Origin of the sequence: Acinetobacter sp. CIP 102529 (assembly GCF_000368325.1) — a bacterium.
Taxonomy (GTDB): Bacteria; Pseudomonadota; Gammaproteobacteria; order Pseudomonadales; family Moraxellaceae; genus Acinetobacter; species Acinetobacter parvus.
The window spans coordinates 77,194-99,190 of the sequence record NZ_KB849353.1 but is presented as its reverse complement, the minus strand read 5'-3'; the positions used below and the strand labels follow the sequence as shown (position 1 = coordinate 99,190).

The following is a 21,997-nucleotide window of genomic DNA, read 5'->3' as shown; positions in this document are numbered from 1 at the left end:
TTCCGACTGGGTCACAAATATTGTTTTTACTGAAATTATGGAATCTCCGCCTAGCCCCTCTTTTCAAAGAGGGGAACTTCCCCCCTTTTTTAAAGGGGGAACGAGGGGGATTTAGTCACCATTTTTCAGTTCAATGTTGATACCTAAAGAACGGATCTCTTTGGTCAATACGTTGAACGATTCAGGCATACCCGGATCCATGTAATGGTTCCCATCTACAATGTTCTTATAGATGCGTGTACGACCTTCGACGTCATCCGACTTCACTGTAAGCATTTCTTGGAGCGTATATGCAGCACCGTATGCTTCAAGTGCCCAGACTTCCATCTCACCGAAACGCTGACCACCGAATTGTGCTTTACCACCAAGCGGTTGTTGAGTTACAAGTGAGTAAGAACCTGTTGAACGCGCATGCATCTTGTCATCAACCAAGTGGTTCAGTTTCAGCATGTACATGTAACCTACAGTTACAGGACGGTCAAACTGTTCACCTGTACGACCATCAAACAATACTGTTTGACCTGTACGAGAAATGTCTGCCAATTCAAGTAAGTCTTTGATCTGGCTTTCTTCAGCACCATCAAATACAGGAGTCGCTAATGGAACACCAGCACGTAAGTTACCTGAAAGCGCCAAGATTTCTGCGTCAGTCAAGCTATCAAGCTCTTCCTGCTCACCACCAACCTTGTTATAAATCTTGTCTAAGAATTCACGCAGTTCAATCACTGTACGTTGTTCTTTCAACATTTTTTCGATCTTATCGCCAAGACCTTTCGCCGCCATACCCAAGTGAGTCTCAAGAATCTGACCCACGTTCATACGTGACGGTACACCAAGTGGGTTCAATACGATGTCGACTGGCACACCATTCGCATCATGTGGCATGTCTTCAACTGGCAAGATGTTTGATACAACACCTTTGTTACCGTGACGACCCGCCATCTTATCACCAGGCTGGATACGACGTTTAACTGCCAGGTAAACCTTAACAACTTTCAATACGCCAGTTGTTAATTCATCACCTGTAGAAAGTTTACGCTTCTTCTCAGCAAACTTCTCGTCAATCTCGTAACTCTTCTCTTTCAAGAACACTTGAATTTGAGTTAAACGCTCAGCAATTGCTTCATCATTTGGCTGGATTTCAAGTAAATCAACCAACTCTAAACCAGACAATACCTCTGCAGAAAGTTTATCACCGCGTTTGGTTGAACCACCACCATTAGATTCTTGACCTTTCAACAAACGAACAATACGTTCACGTGCTGCTTCTTCGAAGATTTTGTATTCTTCTTTCAAGTCTTTACGGTATGCATCAAGCTGAGCTTTCTCAATTGCCTGCGCACGTTCATCTTTTTCCAAACCATCACGTGTGAAGACTTGAACGTCAATCACTGTACCTTTAGTACCCGATGGAACACGTAAAGACGAGTCTTTTACGTCAGCCGCTTTTTCACCAAAGATTGCACGAAGTAATTTTTCTTCAGGTGTTAACTGAGTTTCACCTTTAGGCGTGACTTTACCAACAAGGATGTCACCCGCAGTCACTTCCGCACCGATATACACAATACCTGACTCATCCAACTTAGATAAAGCTGCTTCGCCAACGTTTGGAATATCAGCGGTAATTTCTTCCGAGCCCAACTTAGTATCACGTGCGACACATGACAATTCCTGAATGTGAATCGACGTTAAACGATCTTCTTGAAGCACACGCTCAGAAAGTAAGATCGAGTCTTCATAGTTATAACCGTTCCATGTCATGAACGCGACGCGCATGTTTTGACCCAGCGCAAGTTCACCCATGTCAGTCGATGGACCGTCAGCCAAAATATCACCACGAGCAACTTTGTCGCCCAGGTTCACGATGACATTCTGGTTAATACAGGTATTTTGGTTTGATCGTGTATATTTGATCAGGTTATAGATATCTACACCTGCTTCACCCGCAATCATTTCATCTTCGTTGACACGAATCACGATACGAGATGCATCAACATATTCAATCGCACCACCGCGGTTGGCGATTACACACACACCTGAGTCACGTGCTACGTTTGCTTCCATACCTGTACCAACAAGCGGCTTGTCAGCACGCAATGTAGGAACAGCCTGACGTTGCATGTTCGAACCCATCAAGGCACGGTTCGCATCATCGTGTTCAAGGAATGGAATCAATGATGCTGCAACAGAAACAACCTGCTGTGCAGAAACATCCATATGTGTGACGCGCTCAGGCGACATACGCACAAATTCACCTTGATGACGGACAGAAACCATTTCTTCAGTCAAGTTGCCATCTTTATCCACTGCTGAGTCGGCTTGTGCAATGACAGTGCCTACTTCTTCAATTGCAGATAAGTATTCAACTTCATCAGTCACACGACCATCAACAACTTTACGGTATGGTGTTTCCAAGAAACCGAAGTCATTCGCTTTAGCATAGACAGAAAGCGAGTTGATCAAACCAATGTTTGGACCTTCAGGTGTTTCAATTGGACAAACACGACCATAGTGAGTTTGATGTACGTCACGTACTTCAAAGCCTGCACGTTCACGCGTCAAACCACCAGGACCAAGCGCAGATACACGACGTTTGTGCGTAATCTCAGACAATGGGTTATTTTGGTCCATGAACTGAGACAATTGGCTTGAACCAAAGAATTCTTTGATTGCCGCAGCAACTGGTTTGGCGTTAATTAAATCTTGCGGAGACAAGTTATCAGTTTCTGCTTGGCTTAAACGCTCTTTCACAGCACGTTCAACACGGACTAGACCAACACGGAATTGGTTTTCTGTCATTTCACCCACAGAACGTACACGACGGTTACCTAAGTGATCGATATCGTCGACTTCACCTTTACCGTTACGGATTTCTACTAATGTACGTAATACATCAATAATATCGTCGTGTGACAGAATACCTTCAACTTCACGTGACTTCTGGTCAGTACCGACTTCGTATGGACGCCCCAAACGACGGTTGAACTTCATACGACCCACTGGAGAAAGGTCATAACGCTCAGAAGAGAAGAACAAATTATTGAATAGGTTTTCAGCAGCTTCTTTCGTCGGCGGCTCGCCTGGACGCATGACTTTATAGATTTCAACAAGTGCTTCTTCACGACCTGTTGTTGTATCTGCACGTAATGTATCCGCAACAAACGAACCACGATCAATATCATTCGTGAATAGGATGTTAAACTGCTTCACACCATTTTCAGCGATCTTCACCATGATGTCATGGCTAAGAACGGTATTCGCAGGAATCACATCACCACTTTTCAGTGTGATATCTTCAGCTGTAATACGCTCATATAAATATTCATCAGGTACAGAAAGCTTGGCTAAGTTCGCAGCTTCCATTTGACGTACGTGACGTGCGTTAATACGTTTACCTTGTTCAACGATCGCTTTACCATCATTGTCTAAGATATCAAATTGTGCCATTTCACCACGTAAGCGATCTGGAACAAGATCAATTTGATAGCTACCCATATCAAGATATACAGGTACTTTTTCATAGAACAAATTCAAGATTTGTTCATTGCTGTAATTCAAGGCACGTAGAATCACCGTTGCCAGTAACTTACGACGACGGTCAATACGTACGAATACTAAATCTTTAGCATCAAATTCAAAATCTAACCATGAACCACGGTAAGGAATAATACGTGCTGAATACAACACTTTACCACTTGAGTGGGTTTTACCCTTGTCATGGTCAAAGAATACACCTGGTGAACGGTGTAATTGAGATACGATGACACGCTCAGTACCGTTGATAACGAAAGTACCGTTATCGGTCATGAGTGGCATTTCACCCATGTAAACTTCTTGTTCACGCACGTCTTTAATTGATTTCGTTTCACGATCTTTAATGATCAAACGAATTTTTACGCGCATTGGTGCTGCATAAGTTGAACCACGTAAAATACATTCACGTACGTCAAACTCAGGCTTACCAAGACTATACTCAACAAATTCTAAAGCAGCATTGCCAGAATAACTTTCAATAGGAAAAACTGAACGAAATGCGGCTTGGAGACCGATATCTTCGCGATTTTTTGGAGTTTTACCGCCTTGTAAGAATGTACGGTACGAATCGACCTGAATCGACAGTAAGTACGGTGCTTCCATTACGTGGGGCAATTTACCAAAATTCTTACGGATCCGTTTCTTTTCGGTATATGAGTATGCCATCTGGAGTCCTCGGAAAGTAAACTAAACCCGCCTGCAGAACGGGTCTAGAAAGAATTACGCAGGCCGATATGGCCACCACTGTTTACAAATGCTGCAATTTTAGTGGTATTAAAACGCTTAACAATATTTTTATAAGCAAAAAAATATTGGTAAGCGTTTGATTTCATAAATTTTGTTTAAATAATACGCACAATGAACGTAAAACTATCAAAAAACGAGCCGATTATTGTAACGCAAAAAGGCTGATGACCCAAGAGCCATCAGCCATTTTTTGGAGCCGATTTTGAAAAAATCGACTCCCTACAGCATTACTTAAGTGTAACTGTAGCACCAGCTTCTTCAAGCTTCTTCTTAAGTTCTTCGCCTTCTTCTTTAGAAACGCCTTCTTTAAGAACTGCAGGAGCGCCTTCAACAAGATCTTTAGCTTCTTTAAGACCAAGGCCAGTAGCTTCACGAACTGCTTTAATTACAGCAACTTTGTTAGCACCGAAAGAAGTCAACTCAACGTTGAATTCAGTTTGCTCTTCAACAGCAGCAGCAGCTGGACCAGCAGCTACAGCTACAGCAGCAGCAGATACATTGAAACGCTCTTCAAATGCTTTGATTAAGTCAACAAGTTCGATAACTTTTAATTCAGCAACTGCGTCTAAGATTTGTTCGTTTGTTAAAGCCATGAGAATAACTCCAAATGGATATTGAATGGTGTGAAAGTAGATTTAAGCTTAAGCAGCTTCTGACTCGTTTTTCTCTTGGAGCGCTGTAAGTAAACGACCCAATTTCGAAATAGGAGCTTGAAGAACAGAGGCAAGCATAGTAAGCGCTTTTTCGTGGTTCGGAAGGTTTGCAATAATACTAACTTCTTCACCTTGATAAAGTTTGCCGTCAAATGCAGCAGCTTTTAATTCAAATGCTTTGTTAGTTTTAGCAAATTCTTCGAACAAGCGTGCAGCTGCACCCATATCGTCTTCAGAAGTTGAGAATGCTAAGATTGTTGGACCAACCAGATTGTCATTCAAGATAGAGAATTGCGTATCTTGAAGAGCACGTTTAGCTAAAGTATTACGTACAACACGTGTAGCAACACCTAGTTTACGAGCTTCAACACGAAGAGCAGTTAATTGCTCAACCGTTAAACCCTGATAGTCAGCAACAACGGCAGCGAACGCTGTAGAAGCAACTTCAGTTACTTCAGCAACGATCTGTTTTTTGTCTTCGATAAGAAGAGCCATTGTAAAACCTCCTAACGGTGATTTATGCACCCATACAGGCACACTCCCAATTCGTAAGCCTTTCGACTTACACGCGGAGGAGTAACAAATCACACCACCGCGTCTACTCAGACTGGTATTTTAAGAAGCAAATCCTAAAACCTGCCTCGCCTGAGGTCTTTGACGCTGATAAACCTTCATTTATCAATTCAAAGTTTGCTCGGACCCTCTTTTAACAAAAGAGACCGAGGCTTTAAAATTCTGTCTAATTACTTAGAAACGTTGTTTACGTCAACAGTAAGACCTGGGCCCATAGTCGAGCTTAAAGTGATCTTCTTAACGTATACACCTTTAGAGGTTGCAGGTTTTAAACGTTTTAAATCTGCAATTAAAGTTTCAACGTTTTGACGTACAGCTTCTTCGCTAAAGCCAAGTTGACCGATTGCAGCGTGGATGATACCACCCTTGTCTACACGGTAACGTGCCTGACCAGATTTAGCATTTTTAACTGCATTAGCAACATCTGGAGTCACTGTACCCACTTTAGGGTTTGGCATTAAGCCACGCGGACCAAGAATTGTACCTAACTTACCAACAACGCGCATTGCATCAGGAGCAGCAATAACTACGTCGAAATCAAGATTTCCACCTTGAATGCTTTCAGCAAGGTCATCAAATCCCACAACATCTGCACCAGCTTCTTTTGCAGCTTCAGCAGCAGCACCCTGAGCAAATACTGCTACACGTACAGTTTTACCTGTACCTGCAGGTAAAGTCGTCGCACCACGAACAACCTGATCAGATTTACGTGGATCAACACCAAGGTTTACAGAGATGTCTAATGATTCTTTGAACTTCGCAGCTGGAAGGCTGTTAAGAACTTGTACCGCTTCTTCCAAAGTATAAACTTTGTTTGCCTCTACAGCAGCAGCAATGGCTTTTTGACGTTTAGTTAACTTTGCCATGTCTTATAGCTCCACTTCCAAGCCCATAGAACGTGCAGAACCAGCAATGGTACGCACACGAGCGTCTAAATCAGCACCAGTTAAATCTGGTTCTTTAGTAGTCGCAATTTCTTCCAATTGAGCACGAGTCAACTTACCAACTTTAGTTTTGTTCGGTACAGAAGAACCCTTTTGAATACCAGCAGCTTTCTTAAGAAGAATAGATGCAGGTGGAGTTTTCATGATGAATGTGAACGATTTATCGTTGTACACAGTGATCACGACAGGAATTGGCAAGCCAACTTCAAGTTTTTGTGTAGCAGCATTGAATTCTTTACAGAATGCCATGATGTTTACACCACGTTGACCTAAAGCAGGACCAATTGGTGGAGATGGATTTGCTTTACCAGCTGGAACTTGCAGCTTGATATAGCCGTCAATCTTCTTAGCCATTGAAAATTACCTCTGGGTACAGACGCCGTCAGGCTCCCCAAAAAATTAAACAACACCAAAGTGTTAGAACAACAATGCCCGATCAAATCGGGCGCTTACCAACCAACTCAAATTAAATCGTTTTTTCGACTTGTCGAAACTCAAGTTCAACTTGCGTTGGTCGATTAAATACATTAATCGTCAACGTTAAACGCGACTTTTCGTACTGAACTTCCTCCACGACTCCTTTAAAGTCAGTGAACGGACCATCAATAACGAGTAATTCTTCACCTGGTTCAAACATCGTCTTAGGACGCGGTGCTTCACCAGTATTACGTACACGAGCAAGAATCGCATCAGCTTCACGTTGAGAAATTGGTGCTGGTTTTTCTGGCGTACCGCCGATAAAACCAAGAACCTTTGGACATTCTTTTACAATGTGCCAAGTATCATCATTCATTTCCATTTCGACTAACACATAGCCTGGAAAGAATTTACGTTCAGATTTACGTTTCTTACCGTCCTTCATTTCAACTACTTCTTCAGTAGGAACTAGGACTTCACCAAAGCTGTCAGCTACCGTGCTACGTTGAATACGTTCATTAAGCGAACGCATCACTTGTTTTTCAAAACCTGAATAGGCATGAATAATATACCAACGTTTCATGGCGCTCTTACCCGATAATTAACTTAATAAACCAACCTAACCCATAATCAAAGCACCACAACACTAGAGATGCAATAATTACTACCAAGAGCACCTGCCACGAAGTGGTGATCGTCTCTTGTTTCGTCGGCCAAGTCACTCGACGCAGTTCAATTCGTGCATCTTGCAACAAGCGCACAAAGCCTTTACCTTGATGGGTGGCGTATAATAAACCTAAAGCGACAACGATACAAGCCAAAATTACCCCAACGCGCACCCAAATATCATTTGCAGGCGCCCAATAGGCAGGTAAATGCTGATTTACCAATGCAGAACCGATTAGCAAAGCAATAGCAACCAACCACAGGACAGCATCCAATGGCGAACTTGAACTTACAACTTCTGCATTATTTCTTTGAGGGATTGGCGCGTCGCTTAATGCGTCACGCGATTTATCATTCGACATTTTTTTACTCGTCGTTGAATTCGCGACTTATTATATGACAACTTAGCCAGAATCAAGCTTTTTTATTTAAAAAAAGTGGCAGGCCAGGAGGGACTCGAACCCCCAACATTCGGTTTTGGAGACCGACGCTCTACCAATTGAACTACTGACCTATTAAGCAAATCGAAAGCCGAAGCTTTCGATTTGAGTCTAACACAGTATGGAGCTTATGCAGTTACTTTCGCAACAACACCAGCACCTACAGTACGACCACCTTCACGGATTGCAAAACGTAGACCTGGGTCCATTGCGATCGGGTGGATTAACTCTACTGACATTTCTACGTTGTCACCAGGCATTACCATTTCTACGCCATCTTGTAGTTTGATCGCGCCAGTTACGTCAGTTGTACGGAAGTAGAACTGTGGACGGTAACCGTTAAGGAATGGAGTGTGACGACCACCCTCTTCTTTAGAAAGTACGTATACTTCCGCATCGAATTTGGTGTGTGGCTTGATTGTACCTGGTTTAGCAAGTACCTGACCACGTTGTACGTCTTCACGCTTGGTACCACGTAGAAGAACACCACAGTTCTCACCCGCACGACCTTCGTCAAGAAGTTTACGGAACATTTCAACGCCAGTAACTGTAGTCGTTTGAGTATCACGGATACCAACGATTTCAACAGACTCACCAACTTTGATGATACCAGCTTCTACACGACCAGTTACTACTGTACCACGACCAGAGATAGAGAATACATCTTCGATTGGCATCAAGAATGCTTTATCGATTGCACGCTCTGGTTCTGGAATGTAAGAGTCAAGCGCTTCTACAAGTGCAAGAACTGATTTCTCACCATATTCGCCATCATTGCCGTTCAATGCTTGAAGCGCTGAACCACGGATGATTGGAGTGTCATCACCTGGGAAGTCATAAGTAGAAAGAAGTTCACGAACTTCCATTTCTACTAATTCAAGTAATTCTTCATCATCAACAAGGTCACACTTGTTTAAGAATACGATGATGTAAGGTACACCTACCTGACGAGAAAGAAGAATGTGTTCACGAGTTTGTGGCATTGGACCATCAGTCGCAGCACATACAAGGATCGCGCCGTCCATCTGAGCAGCACCAGTGATCATGTTTTTAACATAATCGGCGTGGCCTGGGCAGTCTACGTGAGCGTAGTGACGGATTGGAGAATCGTATTCTACGTGTGATGTATTAATGGTAATACCACGTGCTTTTTCTTCAGGAGCTGAGTCGATTTGTGAGTAATCTTTCGCTTCACCGCCGTAAGTTTTTGCACAGATAGTTGCAATCGCAGCAGTTAAAGTTGTTTTACCATGGTCAACGTGACCAATTGTACCCACGTTTACGTGTGGTTTATTACGTTCAAACTTAGCCTTAGCCATTTGATTTTCCTCGTTTACGTCGACACCAGTTTAGAGAAAAACAACCCTGAAAAACTTTCTTTATCGACATTCGCCTAAAAAACTAGACACCTAATACTTGAAAAGCAGACTATAATAGCCTGCTTCTTTAAATTTTGTAGATATTCTCTACTAAGCTGTATATCTGGAGCTCTTATCGAGATTTGAACTCGAGACCTCTCCCTTACCAAGGGAGTGCTCTACCACTGAGCTATAAGAGCGATCTCTTCGATGGAGCGGGAGACGAGGATCGAACTCGCGACATGCAGCTTGGAAGGCTGCCACTCTACCAACTGAGTTACTCCCGCATGTTGGTACTGACCACTTATATCGAAGTCGAATGGTGGTGGGAGAAGGATTCGAACCTTCGAAACTTTCGTAGCAGAGTTACAGTCTGCCCCCTTTGGCCGCTCGGGAATCCCACCATATCGCACTTACTTGCAGTGCCATCCTTTATTCAACCTATCAACTTTAAGATGGTGCCGGCACACGGATTCGAACTGTGGACCTACTGATTACAAGTCAGTTGCTCTACCAACTGAGCTATGCCGGCTTTATCTTAGCGTTTGATACGTTTCGTATCGGAACGGTGTGCAGTTTAGCAAAACTCACACATGATGCAAGCAGTTTTTTTAGAAAAACTGCGAAAAACTCATAAAATCAATCCGTTTGATGATAATTCAACCGCTTTGATCACTGCGCGAGCTTTTATCTGGGTTTCATTCCACTCAGACTCAGGATTTGAGTCCGCCACCAGTCCCGCCCCCGCCTGTACATAGACCTTTTGATCGCGGATGACACAGGTACGGATCGCAATCGACATATCCATCTCCCCATGCCAGCCCAGATAACCGACTGCCCCACCAAATACGCCACGTTTTACAGGCTCAACTTCGTCAATGATCTCCATTGCACGGATTTTTGGTGCGCCTGAAAGTGTGCCCGCTGGGAAAGTTGCCTTAAAGACATCCAACGCATCCACATCATCACGCACCTCTCCCTGCACATTGGAAACAATATGCATGACGTGCGAATAGCGCTCAATCACCATTTGATCAGTCACCTGCACCTTGCCAATCTTGGAGACACGCCCCACATCATTACGCCCAAGATCAATCAGCATTAAATGCTCAGCAATCTCCTTTTCATCTGCCAGCAAGTCCTGCTCCAACGCCAGGTCTTCCTCCTTGGTCTTGCCCCGTGGTCGCGTACCCGCCAAAGGCCGTACAGTTGCAATGCCATTTTCCAGACGGGATAAAATCTCTGGCGAAGAACCCACAATATGAAAAGGTTTCTGGTCTGTCAGGGTTTGCCCTTGCACCAAAAACAGGTAGGGTGATGGGTTGAGGTGACGCAATGCACGGTAAACCTGCAAGGCCTCACCATCAAAATCAGACACCATCCGCTGTCCAGGCACCACCTGCATCACATCACCAGCGCGGATATATTCCTTGACCTTTTCAATGGTCTCAAGAAACCTCGCCTTACCTGTGATGGATTCAAAATGCGGTGGTGTATGCGGCTTGGCCTGTAGGCTGACAGGGATTGCAAGCAGTTGCTCCAGCTGGTCCAGCTTGGCCTGTGCCTGTACATAGGCATCTGCCTGGTTTGCATCGGCATGATGAATCAGGAACAGCGTATCTTTCAGGTTGTCAAACACAATCACGGTTTGGGACAGCATCAACCACAAGTCAGGCAAGGTGACAGGGTCAGCTGCTGGAACATTTTTTAGTTTTGGTTCGATATAACGAACAGCGTCATAGCCCAAATATCCAACCAGTCCACCTGTAAAGCTAGGTAGATCAGGCAATTCTTTTTGGGTGGGAACCTTGAACTGGCTTTGGAAGTCGCGAATATACTGGAATGGATCGCTACAGTCTTGCTGGGATACGGAACCATCCGCCTGCTGAACCGTAAGGATACCCGCATTGCATGAAAAGACAGTTGACTCGCCCAAGCCGATCATTGAATAACGCGCCCAGTTCTCCCCACCTTCCACTGATTCAAATAAGTAGGCCTGCTTTTGCTCTTTAAAACGTGCGAAAACTGAGAGTGGTGTTTCTGTATCTGCCAGTCGCTGACGGTATACAGGAATGGTATTATAGCCAGCGGCCTTGAGTTGCTCAAATTGTACGAGGGTGGTCATGAATTTTCTCTATAGTTTCGATTTTTGTGCGTTTTCGTTTAATGCTGCTTCAAGCCCGCCATCGAAAAACCATAACAGCTTTCATGCCTTTCTCCTCACCAGATCTTCCTCAACTAACTCTTCCAGACTGTCCACCACCTGTTGTGGCTGGCAGTCATGGATATTTTCTCCATGATTATAGCCATAGCTGACCACAATACAATCTATACCTGCACGTCTTGCAGCTTCCACATCATTACTTGAGTCCCCAATCATCAGGGTTTCCGCCGCGGATACCTGACACAGCTGCATACAATGCAGTAATGGCAATGGATGGGGTTTGCGCTCAGGCAAGGTATCACCGCCAATGACCAATTTAAAGTAATGATCAAGTTTAAGAATCTGTAATATCCCTTTTGCCAAATGTTCAGGTTTATTGGTGACACATGCCATCACCATGTTATGGCTCTGGCAATAGTCCAGAAAAGGCAAGATACCTGTGTAGACCTGAGTATTGACACACAACTCCTGAGCATAAATGTCCACAAACGTATCCAGCAATTGCTTTTGCTGCTCAGTATTCACCTGCCCAAATATATGTTCAAGTACGGTCTCACATAGTTTTGCCGCGCCCTTACCCACCCATGCACGCACTTGTTCCTCTGTCACCAGAGGAAATTGTAGTTTTTCCAGACTCAGGTTCATGGCCCGATATAAATCGGCTGCGGAATCAACCAGTGTTCCATCCAGATCAAACAAAATAAGATGACGACTTTGTAACTGTGCAACAGACATTGAATTTACTCAGAAATAAAAAGGCATGCTTTCTAGCATGCCTTTGATTGTAGAAGCTTAGACTGATTATTTAAAGAACAGCCAGGCAATCACCGCCAAAATCACTAAAATAATAATGGAAATCAGGCCAACTGAAGCATTTTTCTGCTGCTCTTTTTCCTGAGCCACACGGGAGACTGGCTCTTGCATAGGCATAGGCTTTGGCTCAGCAACCGCCTCAACTTGCACATTTTCTGGTATTGGTGCAGGTTTTGGGATGGAAACCTGTTGTGGCATGCCATCACGTGTAATACGTGTTTCAGCGGCACGCTCGGCAATGCTTGGCATTCCCTGATCATGCGGTACTGTCGTTACTGGCTCAACGTCAATTTCAGGTAAATGAGCCTTATAACGCTCAGGAGCAAGAATCATAAACATAAAACTGGCAAACTGGAGCATATCCCCATCATGCAATTCTATCTCCTGTTCCTGCTCAACACGCTCACCATTCACAAATGTTCCATTGGTAGAGTTTAAATCTTTTACCCAAATATGGTCATCTCTAAACAGTAATGCAGCATGTTTTCGTGAAATATCAGTGGACTGCAACAAAATTTCAGCATCCTGATGCCGCCCCACCAGCATGTCACGTTCGACACTAATTTCCTGCCCTGTAAATTCACCTGTAATGGCTTGTAATTTCCAAGTCATAGATGCCTATCCTTATCATATTTTCTTGCAATCATAACATTTTGACACAAGCGCTTCTGTGCATCTACTGTGAATACGCAGGGCGGATGGTTGTTGTTGTCACCGTATTTTTGCTCCGTTCAGTCGCCTTAGCGGGAAGCTGTATGCTTTGCCTCTGCACAGGTGGCGCATCAACAGCAACAGGTGTGGTCACCACAACTGTCTTGCCTTGTATCGCTGTTGGAACTTTTTGATAGGATGAGCTATTCAGCGTAGGTTGTTGCTGGTAAATATCCCCAACATTTTCTGGCAGTTTTGCAAAGTTACCATTGTTGTCCATCGCAAGCTGTAAGCTGTAAAGCTGGTTATAGCGTTGCTGCGACAAACGGCGTACATCATCGGCATCGCCTACAATAGTTGGATGGATAAACACCAGCAGGTTGCGCTTTTCGTTGCTTCTACTGTCAGCTCGGAATAAACGCCCCAGATAAGGAATATCACTCAGTCCAGGAACACCCTGACGTGACAATGCAGTATTATCCGCAATCAGACCACCCAGCACCACCGTCTGACCATGTTCGGCAAGTACCGCAGTTTTAATGGCACGCTTATTGGTGACAAGGTCGGTTGCCTGACCTTTATTATTCTGAACATCTGAAACTTCCTGCTCAACCTCAAGGCGAACCGTACCATTTTCACCAATATGCGGAACCACCTTTAAGGTGACACCAACATCCTTGCGCTCAACAGTGGTATAAGGGTTTACCGTACCTGACGTTCCTGTCGATACCGAACCCGTGACAAACGGAACGTTCTGACCCACAACAATATAGGCTTCTTCATTGTCCATCGTCACAATCGAAGGAGTGGACAAGAAATTAGATTTGGTATTGGTTTTCAAGGCTTGTATCAACGCACCATAAGCTTTGCGTGAATTCTCAAAATTACCTACCCCGAATGTAGCGCCATTGCCTTTGCTGGCATCTCCAGCAATGGCTGCGGCTGCACCACTTGCCCCAGCACTGGCATAACCTGCGGCAATTGATGCGAGACTTGCCCCGACATTACTAAAACTCATCAGACCAACACCGCTGCTTAAATCACCCAGTGCCCATTGAATCCCCAATTGATCTGCATCATTTCCTGACACCTCAATAATCGCGGCCTCAATCAACACTTGCTGACGGCGAATATCCAACTGTTGAATGGCTGCCTCAATTTCACGCATCAGTTGTGGGTCAGCCTTCACCACCAGGGCATTTTGAGTGCCATCTGCAATAATACTGACACCATTGCCATTAAAACTGGTGATGCCAACATTATTCTGGCTGTTATTAAAACCACTGTTCAGGCTAATGGATGAGTTGACACCAGCAGGAGAACTCCCACTCTGACTACCAGAAGTTAAGTTAGTTGTCGGGCTGGATTTATTGCTATTGTTTGAGGTGGATGATGAGGAAACAGACTGTCCCGTCACCAATCCTTGCAGGATCTCAGCCAGATTTTTTGCACTGGCATATTTTAAACGGAATACCTTCAAGCCACCCAAACGGTCTGCCGATGGTACATCCAGCATTTCAATGGTGCGGCGCAAACGCTTACGTGAATCAGGATCACCCTTGATCAGAATTCGGTTGGTTCGATTATCGGCAATGATACGTACACGCGCACCAATAAAATCCTTAGATGTTCCAGTGGCGCTCATGGTTTCCAGCAAACCGATAATTTCCTCGGCCTGACTCGATTGCAGTGTAATGGCTTCAATATCATTCTGACCTGTACCATCCAAATTACGGATAATATTTTCAAGTTGATAAATATTCGTCGCACGATCTGAAACAATCAAAGCATTGGTGCCAGCCACAGCAGCTAAATGTGCAAATTGTGGCATTAATGGTCTTAACGCAGGAATCAAATCATTTGGGTTCGTATTTTGCAACCAAATAACGCGAGTGACTATTTGATCTCCACTTGCACGCTTACGTGCATCATAAGGAATGCCTGAGTTTTTCGCATTACTGTCAGGAACAAGTTTTATCGTATTTCCAGAGGGTAATGCCACTACCCCATTGACATTCAGCACGCCCAAAAACAGGTCGTAGACCTCATCTTTATTGAGTGCCTTGTTGGAAATCACCGTCACATTGCCACGTACACGTGGGTCAACTGCAAAATTCTTGCCTGTAATATCAGCAACTTCATTAATGAATGCAGTTAAGTCTGCATCACGTAGATTGATCTTCCATGTTTGTGCCTGCGCCTGAGTACTGATGGTCGCAACCAGTGGTGCGGCGGCAAGTAGTGCCCAAAGTGGACGTTGATGATTCAAGAAAGCCATAACTTGCACTTGTTCCTAACTTGTAAACCCTTTTGTATTCCCCTTTAACAAGAAGGAATTATAGAAGGTTCTAAAAACTCTGTTGTATGGTCATCACTTGATCACCACGTTTTATTTCTATTTTGGCATGCCCCTCACGACGTACTTGCTCTAGTAATTGTACTTCGCTGAGTCCTGGTCCAATGGTCTGACCGTTGACCGATAGGATACGATCACCCGAGCGTAAACCCAAGGTGTTTTTTAAGGCACTGGGCGTCCGATCCGATATTTCATAACCATCCGCTCCGCCAGCGACACCCATATTTTTCAGATATTGCTCACGGTTGTCCTGCATTTGCTGAATGGCCTGACCTAGAGCAGATTGTGCAGTATTCTGTGCTGGTGGTGTCTGAGGTGGCACACTGTTGCTGTTATTATTCGTAGATAATGGTGCAATTGGCTGATAAAGCCCCTTATCCAGTCCCTTGAACTTGACTTCACGGGTTGCACCATTGCCCTGCCTTAAAATGACATGATCCCAGTACACTTCCGCCAGTTGATATGAAGTTGAACCAATTGTTTCACCCACACGATAACGCTCGGCGGTATCATTCAGCTTAATCACCGCAGAGGATAAATAGCTTGGGTACCCCAGCAACACACCCTGTAATTCTACATTCACATTATCCTGAGCTGTTGTTGCCGCAGGTTCATCAAACAAGGCAAATGAGCTGATGTTTGGCACCCTTGCCTGCTGTGAACCCAGCTCAACCCGATCAAACTGCATCGGCTGTGGCGGTGCAACCACCCACCAGAATAATGAGGCCAGCTTCCAGCATAACCATAGAATCAGCACCACCAGAACCAGCGCACTGAGTTTATCCAGCTTTTGCCAGCGTAACTGCTGCATTTTCTGCATCAATGCATTCATTAGAAACCACCCTGCAACAATGGCTGACGGGAACTAATCACATAGGTGTCCAGTCCAGCCTTGCCTTGATATGATGGAATATTCAACAGCATACGTTGTGTCAACTGTACATCCAACATGAAACTCGGATCTAAACTGAGATTTGCCATTTTTTGACTGCGCTGGTCACGGACATCAATCTGTAGTTGCCCGTTTTCATCCTTTAATTCAGCGATCAGGGATGGTACATTCATACGATCCTGACGCTGACCCAAGGTATAGCTCAATTCACCGCCACCCCAATGCAACTGGCCTTTTGCCGAACCAAAACCTTTTTCTTTCTGATAGTTTAACTGTACATTCTTGAGTTGAATCGCATTTTGTGGCCATTGCCAATTTGCAAAATATTTCAGGGTCTCTGGTGAAATTGTTCCCTGCAAGTCCTTGACCATGATTTTTTGGCCAAAACCATATCCAAACACACCATTGAACTGGGTATTGCCACTATGAATATCGAGGTTGGCACCCAAGCGCATGAGCAACAGGTCTAAAGGACGTGTTTTCCAGTGCACGGAACCGCGCAGCTGGCCTTGCTGCCAATCTGCCTGTCCCTGCCAGATATTGCCGCTGACATTATGTAATATTTGATTATCTTTTGAAAATTTCGCAATTAACCATGTTGCTGGAATTTGTAAAATAATAAAAATTAAAAATGCAAATATGGCGAAAATCCACCATTTCCATTGTTTGGTTTTTTTCTTCATTCCATCCTTACCAACATGCAACAGACCGTCCATTTTGAGAAACTTGCTCTCCGAATGACATTATGCATACTTTTTCAACATCGCCAATTCTCTGATATAAAAAAACCAAGCTTTTTCAGCCTGGCTTTTGAAACAGGGTAAAGTCATCGTATGACAAAATCATGACTTTTAAAACTCGATTAGATTAAGAAATCTTCAAGTTTTGCACCTTTCTCTAACTCAGCAACCAACCAGCGTGGCTGCTTACCACGTCCAGTCCAAGTATCTTCAGGATTATTTTTATTACGGTAACGTGGTTCTACGGCTTTACGCGTTGTTTTTTTACGTTTTTGCTCGCCAAGTTCCAATAGTTCTTCAATGCTAAAGCCCAGACCATCCGCAATCGCAACAATCTGATCATAAGCATCTTCAATTGCTTGATCTTTTTTACTTACAATTAAAGCCTCAGCTTCTACTTGTAAGCGTTTTAATTCTTCAACAGATAATTTACTAATATCAGGTTTCATTCGAAATGCTCCAAATCTAAAAAAGGAAATATATCACTCAAAAATAAAAAATGAATTTTAAAATTCAAAACTATATTAATTTATAAGTGATTAAATAATCAATATCAGAATAGTCTACTTAATCAAATCAATCCATAAAATGAGCTTTTTATTTATCATTAAATAAAATATGGACAGCTTTGCTCAATCAAATGAAATTAATCCAAATAAGCAGACTGTAAGATCTATCAACAAGAATATTAATTTTTTTCTTAATTTTGACTCATTTTTTCTTATTTGAGAAATAAAATACTGCGTCTCTTCACACAAGTCATGATCAGAAATATGCAAGAATTTGATGCAATAAATGTCTATTTTAATTCCGTAAAATAGACATAATTGTCTTTACTATTCACCAGCAGCTAGATTGTGTCCTACACTGGCTTCAAGCTGAATGATCCTGTTCCTAATCAACTCTGGGATATTCACTTTCTGTGAAGTTTGTTTATCCACACATACCAACACAGCTTCACCCGTTGCAACAACCTGGTTTTGTGCCTGACTCCATAACATATAATGCATACGAAATGCACTGTTTCTCAGTTCTTCAATGCGCGCCCCAATATACAATACATCGGGATAGAATACTGGTCTTAAATATTTACACTGGTTGGAAGCCACCACAGTCAATATATCATTTTCAAATATATTTAATACCATTAAGTACGCAATTCGCGCACTTTCAATATATCGGTAATACTGCACATTATTGACATGGCCAAAAGCATCCATATCTCCCCAAGCCACAGTTTGCTCGTGAACAACAGGATAGATAGACAGTTCTTGCATATTTCCACTCATATTTTAAAGTTAAGAAAATTAACATCATTTTCAAAAATTAAATTTAACTGCCTGATTAAATCAGGATTATCGCCAAGCACGGTTTTAATGCGCAGGTAGCTCATTAAAATGTTATCTGGATATAGGCTTAAGAGCTGTTCCGCCTCTTGCTGGCGCTGTGTCGCCACATAAATATGCCACTTGGCGAACGTCAACATGGGTACACTGGTATAACGCTGCTCAAGCTGGATTATACGCTGTTCCACATAAGCATAATCTGGAATCTGCTTTAATAACTGCTGCTGGAACCAAAGATAAAACACCTCTGGGTCAAAATGTTCCTGCAATAAATGTAAGGCTAAATCTTCGTGTTGCAGGCTCATTTCTGGCAGTCGTGCCATTAATTTCAGCCACAGGACTTTACTACTGTATGGTCGCGCCTGAATCTCGCTTTGCAGTGCCAAATAACGTCGCTGCAAGGCAATTAAATCATCGACTGAAGCCTGGTCAAACTGAATCAGTAACTGCTGCAACCATAAATCACGATGTTCAGCATCAAGTAAACCCTGCTGCGTGGTACGTAAAAATAACCACGGTTTTTGTAATGCCAGCTTGCCCCATAAAATCGTGATACATTGCTGATATGCTGTTTCAATTTCACTTAACCAGGGAGAAAGCTGGTGCTGGGCAAGAAATTCCAAATGGGTCAACGCCTTTTCAGTTTGCTGCTGCGCCAGAAAAATATCAATACGCTGTAACTCAGCCAGTTCAAAAGCCATAGGCGCCGATTTTTCCAGATGCTGCAACGCAGTTTCATAATCTCCATTTCGATAATCAAACTGCGCATCCACAATATTATTCAGCAAGCCTGATTGTGTAAAAACACGTTCTATAAATACCTGCTGGTCCTTGGCAGCATCCAGCAACCAAACAATGCCGAGTTGTTCATAGGGATGCAGGTCTCTAAAATGTAAAACTGTTTCTTTTTTTCGTTGCTCACGTGCTAAATAACGCCGAGCAAATATCCATAATAACTGTGCAAACAGACTCACCAAAATAAACAGCAGGATAAGACCCCAAACGCTGCTCTGGAATTGCCAATCGCGCCAGTAAATATAGACATAACCCGCACCATAGCCATAGTTCAATACGGCAAGCAGGGCAAAGATTAATAGACCGACAAGTAGGTAAATCAATACAAGCTGTTTCATCATTCGCTACCCCAACAAACCAAGTGTTGTCAGTTTTGGCGTTGGCACAGCAGGTAAATTCAATACTTTCTCCAGTCGGGACCTGATCTGTTGGCTATTTTGGTCAGGTAGTTTCACCAGTAACTGTATGACTTCCTGAACTGACTTTCGGTATTCAGAAGTTTGCCCCTGATTTAAGGCCTGGGATGCCAGCAATAATCGTAACTGCGCCTCCTTGAGCAGCACATGACGGTTCATTAAATCCGTAGCGGGCTGTTCAACCCTTTCCAGCCTGAACAATTGCCACCATGAACCAGTTGCAGTCTTTTGCAGTGTAATATTGGGATTGGAGATTTCTTGCTGTATTTTTTGATCCAGTTGTTGCAGTAGATGATTCAGTTGCTGTTGTTGTTGTGTTTGTGCCAGTACAAACTGCTGAATAGCTAGCCGATCCTGTTCAATTGCTTTCATTAAACTTTGTTGCAATGCAGGAGCAACCGCATATTGAACGATCTGTTGCTGTAACTGATTTAAATGCTCAAGTGCATAGATAAACTGCTGCTGTTCCACTGCAAACTGAATCAACTGCAAGTGTTGCTTAATCAGAATAATAGGCGCGACGCCTGTCATTGTCGCTGGCATCGTCACCATGTTTTCAGCAGGTTGCACAACACGGTTATTCTGAGCCTGACGCTGTACAGCAACAAACTGGTCATTCAGCAGTGCATAGCGCTGTTGTGTTTGATCAAGCTTCTGTTGAAGCTGAGGAATCGTTTGAGAATATTGTGCAACATCATAACTAAGCTTGGCCAACCACACCAAACCCAGTGCTAATATTAAATATACAATTTTTCTCATAGATTTCCTTGCCAGTCATTTATGCGTTGAATCATCCCTGATGCAGACAAATTTTCAAGCAGAATAATGTTAAATGCCCCACCTGCCTGCGTTGCTGCATTTTCCATTATCTTCACCAAACGCTCACCCAATACCAGATAAACCCATTGTGCTTGAATAAGGTCCTGGCCGCAAAGCTGTTGCCAGTAATTCCAGCTTGCCTCGCTGCTGATCAACACCATCGTCGGTTGATCGCGTTGAATTCTTGATAAGATATCGGGAAAACGCTTCAAGCTTATTTCAGGACACTGTCGATGATACAGCACAAAGTTAAGAATACTGATACCCCGCTGTTGCAACTGCTGCATCATAAACTGTCGCCCACCTTGACCACGCCAAAACGCAATCCGACTTAAATGGGGATGCTGCCTTAAAATCGGCAGTTGCAGCATGCCCTCAGAGTTTTCAATCTCAGGTGCATCACTTTTAATATTAAACTTTGCTAATGCCTGTGCGGTGGTTTTTCCAACCGCAATCCACTGAATATGCGCCAACCGTTCCAAAGTGATACCTGCCTGTTGCAGATAACACATCCCGATCTCAACAGCGGTTGGACTGACCACAACAATCACCTGCACCTGTTCAAGCTGTTGGTAAAGTTGCTGCAATGCCTCAGAAAAAGATTCCGCCACCAATTCCAGCAAGGGTAGGCTTTCAACCTGATAGCCTGCCTCAGTCAATGCCTGGGTGAGGCTGGAGGCACGATCTGAAGGGCGCGTATTAATAAAAAGCATTAATAAAGCGCTTTTAGCAATTCACCTGCACCTTGCTCCAATAAGCATTGTGCAAGTTGTTCACCTAATTGTTCAGCATCTTCTGAAGTTCCAACCAATTGTTGTTTGAGCAAGGTTTTACCGTCCACACTTCCCACACGACCTTCTATGCTGAGCTGATCATTGGCTAAAGTTGCATACCCTGCGATTGGAACTTGACAGCCACCTTCTAGATAGGCATTAAACGCACGTTCTGCACGCACACAAATTGAGGTTTCTTCATGCTGTAATGGTTGAATGATTTTTAATAATTCCACATCATCTGCACGACACTCTAAGCCCAATGCACCCTGACCAACAGCAGGTAAACTCAAAACAGGCGCTAAACAATGACGAATTCGATCCGCTAAACCTAAACGCTTTAGACCTGCACTAGCTAAAATAATGGCATCATATAAACCATCATCAAGTTTTGATAAACGTGTACCCACATTCCCACGTAAGTCAATAATCTCTAAATCAGGGCGTATTTGTAAAATCTGGCATTTGCGACGCAAACTAGATGTACCTACTTTGGCACCTTGAGGTAACTCATCAAAACTTTGGTAATGATTCGAAACAAAGGCATCAAGTGGGTCTTCTCGCTCACAAGTCACAGCGAGCGTTAAACCTTCTGGTAAGTGCATCGGCACATCTTTCATTGAATGGACCGCCAAATCAGCACGCCCATCCAGCAATGCAGCTTCCAGTTCTTTAACGAATAATCCTTTACCACCAATTTTTGCCAAAGGTGTATCTAGAATTTTATCACCCTGCGTCACAAACTTAACCAACTCAACCGTTAAATCGGGATAAAGCGCATTTAAACGGGAGCGAATATGCTCCGCCTGCCAAAGTGCAAGAGGGCTTTGTCGAGTCGCAATTTTCAAGGTTTTCATAAATTCAAGTTAAGCATGGGTCAAAACAATTGTTTCAAACTTA

Annotated in this window: 20 protein-coding genes and 5 tRNA genes; all 25 read right to left on the bottom strand. The window is 43.5% G+C overall.

Annotation, left to right across the window (positions count from 1 at the left end; translation table 11 throughout):
• Positions 1-111: 111 nt before the first annotated feature.
• The 25 genes from rpoB to hemC all read right to left on the bottom strand — a co-directional run bounded on the left by rpoB (position 112) and on the right by hemC (position 21,954).
• Complete coding sequence (rpoB, locus tag F972_RS01395) at positions 112-4,200, bottom strand: DNA-directed RNA polymerase subunit beta (protein WP_004680736.1); 4,089 nt, start codon at positions 4,198-4,200, stop codon at positions 112-114.
• Between the two features lie 308 nt (positions 4,201-4,508).
• Complete coding sequence (rplL, locus tag F972_RS01390; protein ID WP_004659350.1) at positions 4,509-4,874, bottom strand: 50S ribosomal protein L7/L12; 366 nt, start codon at positions 4,872-4,874, stop codon at positions 4,509-4,511.
• 48 nt (positions 4,875-4,922) lie between these two features.
• On the bottom strand, positions 4,923-5,429 hold the full coding sequence (gene rplJ / locus F972_RS01385; protein WP_004659354.1) for a 50S ribosomal protein L10: 507 nt from the start codon (positions 5,427-5,429) through the stop codon (positions 4,923-4,925).
• 248 nt (positions 5,430-5,677) lie between these two features.
• A complete protein-coding gene (gene rplA / locus F972_RS01380) occupies positions 5,678-6,373 on the bottom strand; it encodes a 50S ribosomal protein L1 (protein WP_004674343.1) in 696 nt (231 codons plus the stop codon).
• Positions 6,374-6,376: 3 nt separating this feature from the next.
• Positions 6,377-6,805, bottom strand: coding sequence for a 50S ribosomal protein L11 (gene rplK / locus F972_RS01375; protein WP_004637639.1), 429 nt, complete (start codon positions 6,803-6,805; stop codon positions 6,377-6,379).
• Between the two features lie 112 nt (positions 6,806-6,917).
• A complete protein-coding gene (gene nusG / locus F972_RS01370) occupies positions 6,918-7,451 on the bottom strand; it encodes a transcription termination/antitermination protein NusG (RefSeq protein WP_004680737.1) in 534 nt (177 codons plus the stop codon).
• Positions 7,452-7,458: 7 nt separating this feature from the next.
• Positions 7,459-7,896 (bottom strand): preprotein translocase subunit SecE, encoded by a 438-nt coding sequence (secE, locus tag F972_RS01365; protein ID WP_004680738.1) that lies wholly within the window; start codon positions 7,894-7,896, stop codon positions 7,459-7,461.
• A gap of 76 nt (positions 7,897-7,972) precedes the next feature.
• A tRNA-Trp gene (locus F972_RS01360) sits at positions 7,973-8,048 on the bottom strand.
• Positions 8,049-8,102: 54 nt separating this feature from the next.
• Positions 8,103-9,293 carry an elongation factor Tu gene (gene tuf, locus F972_RS01355; RefSeq protein WP_004680739.1) on the bottom strand — a complete coding sequence of 397 codons (1,191 nt, stop codon included), beginning with the start codon at positions 9,291-9,293 and terminating at the stop codon, positions 8,103-8,105.
• Between the two features lie 164 nt (positions 9,294-9,457).
• A tRNA-Thr gene (locus F972_RS01350) sits at positions 9,458-9,532 on the bottom strand.
• An 11-nt stretch (positions 9,533-9,543) separates the two neighbouring features.
• A tRNA-Gly gene (locus F972_RS01345) sits at positions 9,544-9,619 on the bottom strand.
• Positions 9,620-9,652: 33 nt separating this feature from the next.
• Positions 9,653-9,736, bottom strand: a tRNA-Tyr gene (locus F972_RS01340).
• Positions 9,737-9,788: 52 nt separating this feature from the next.
• Positions 9,789-9,864: transfer RNA gene (locus F972_RS01335), tRNA-Thr, on the bottom strand.
• 99 nt (positions 9,865-9,963) lie between these two features.
• Positions 9,964-11,457: an anthranilate synthase component I gene (trpE, locus tag F972_RS01330; protein WP_004763692.1), complete on the bottom strand. Its 1,494-nt coding sequence runs from the start codon at positions 11,455-11,457 to the stop codon at positions 9,964-9,966.
• 81 nt (positions 11,458-11,538) lie between these two features.
• Positions 11,539-12,231: a phosphoglycolate phosphatase gene (locus tag F972_RS01325; protein WP_004763690.1), complete on the bottom strand. Its 693-nt coding sequence runs from the start codon at positions 12,229-12,231 to the stop codon at positions 11,539-11,541.
• 66 nt (positions 12,232-12,297) lie between these two features.
• Complete coding sequence (locus F972_RS01320) at positions 12,298-12,921, bottom strand: FHA domain-containing protein (protein ID WP_004763689.1); 624 nt, start codon at positions 12,919-12,921, stop codon at positions 12,298-12,300.
• Between the two features lie 64 nt (positions 12,922-12,985).
• Positions 12,986-15,238 (bottom strand): type II secretion system secretin GspD, encoded by a 2,253-nt coding sequence (gene gspD / locus F972_RS01315; protein ID WP_004763687.1) that lies wholly within the window; start codon positions 15,236-15,238, stop codon positions 12,986-12,988.
• 70 nt (positions 15,239-15,308) lie between these two features.
• On the bottom strand, positions 15,309-16,148 hold the full coding sequence (locus F972_RS01310; RefSeq protein WP_004763686.1) for a type II secretion system protein N: 840 nt from the start codon (positions 16,146-16,148) through the stop codon (positions 15,309-15,311).
• Positions 16,148-16,891, bottom strand: a complete 744-nt coding sequence (gene gspN, locus F972_RS01305) for a type II secretion system protein N (protein ID WP_026040082.1) — start codon at positions 16,889-16,891, stop codon at positions 16,148-16,150. Before gspN ends, F972_RS01310 begins: the two co-directional genes overlap by 1 nt.
• A gap of 179 nt (positions 16,892-17,070) precedes the next feature.
• A complete protein-coding gene (locus F972_RS01300; RefSeq protein ID WP_004680745.1) occupies positions 17,071-17,397 on the bottom strand; it encodes an H-NS histone family protein in 327 nt (108 codons plus the stop codon).
• A 387-nt stretch (positions 17,398-17,784) separates the two neighbouring features.
• A complete protein-coding gene (locus F972_RS01295) occupies positions 17,785-18,225 on the bottom strand; it encodes an acyl-CoA thioesterase (protein WP_004763685.1) in 441 nt (146 codons plus the stop codon).
• Positions 18,226-18,233: 8 nt separating this feature from the next.
• Complete coding sequence (locus tag F972_RS01290) at positions 18,234-19,427, bottom strand: membrane protein (RefSeq protein WP_010589460.1); 1,194 nt, start codon at positions 19,425-19,427, stop codon at positions 18,234-18,236.
• Positions 19,428-19,433: 6 nt separating this feature from the next.
• Positions 19,434-20,264, bottom strand: a complete 831-nt coding sequence (locus tag F972_RS01285) for a hypothetical protein (RefSeq protein ID WP_004763684.1) — start codon at positions 20,262-20,264, stop codon at positions 19,434-19,436.
• Complete coding sequence (locus tag F972_RS01280; RefSeq protein ID WP_004756340.1) at positions 20,261-21,037, bottom strand: uroporphyrinogen-III synthase; 777 nt, start codon at positions 21,035-21,037, stop codon at positions 20,261-20,263. The genes F972_RS01285 and F972_RS01280 overlap by 4 nt, the downstream gene beginning before the upstream one ends.
• Positions 21,037-21,954 (bottom strand): hydroxymethylbilane synthase, encoded by a 918-nt coding sequence (gene hemC, locus F972_RS01275; RefSeq protein ID WP_004756341.1) that lies wholly within the window; start codon positions 21,952-21,954, stop codon positions 21,037-21,039. Before hemC ends, F972_RS01280 begins: the two co-directional genes overlap by 1 nt.
• Positions 21,955-21,997 lie beyond the last annotated feature (43 nt).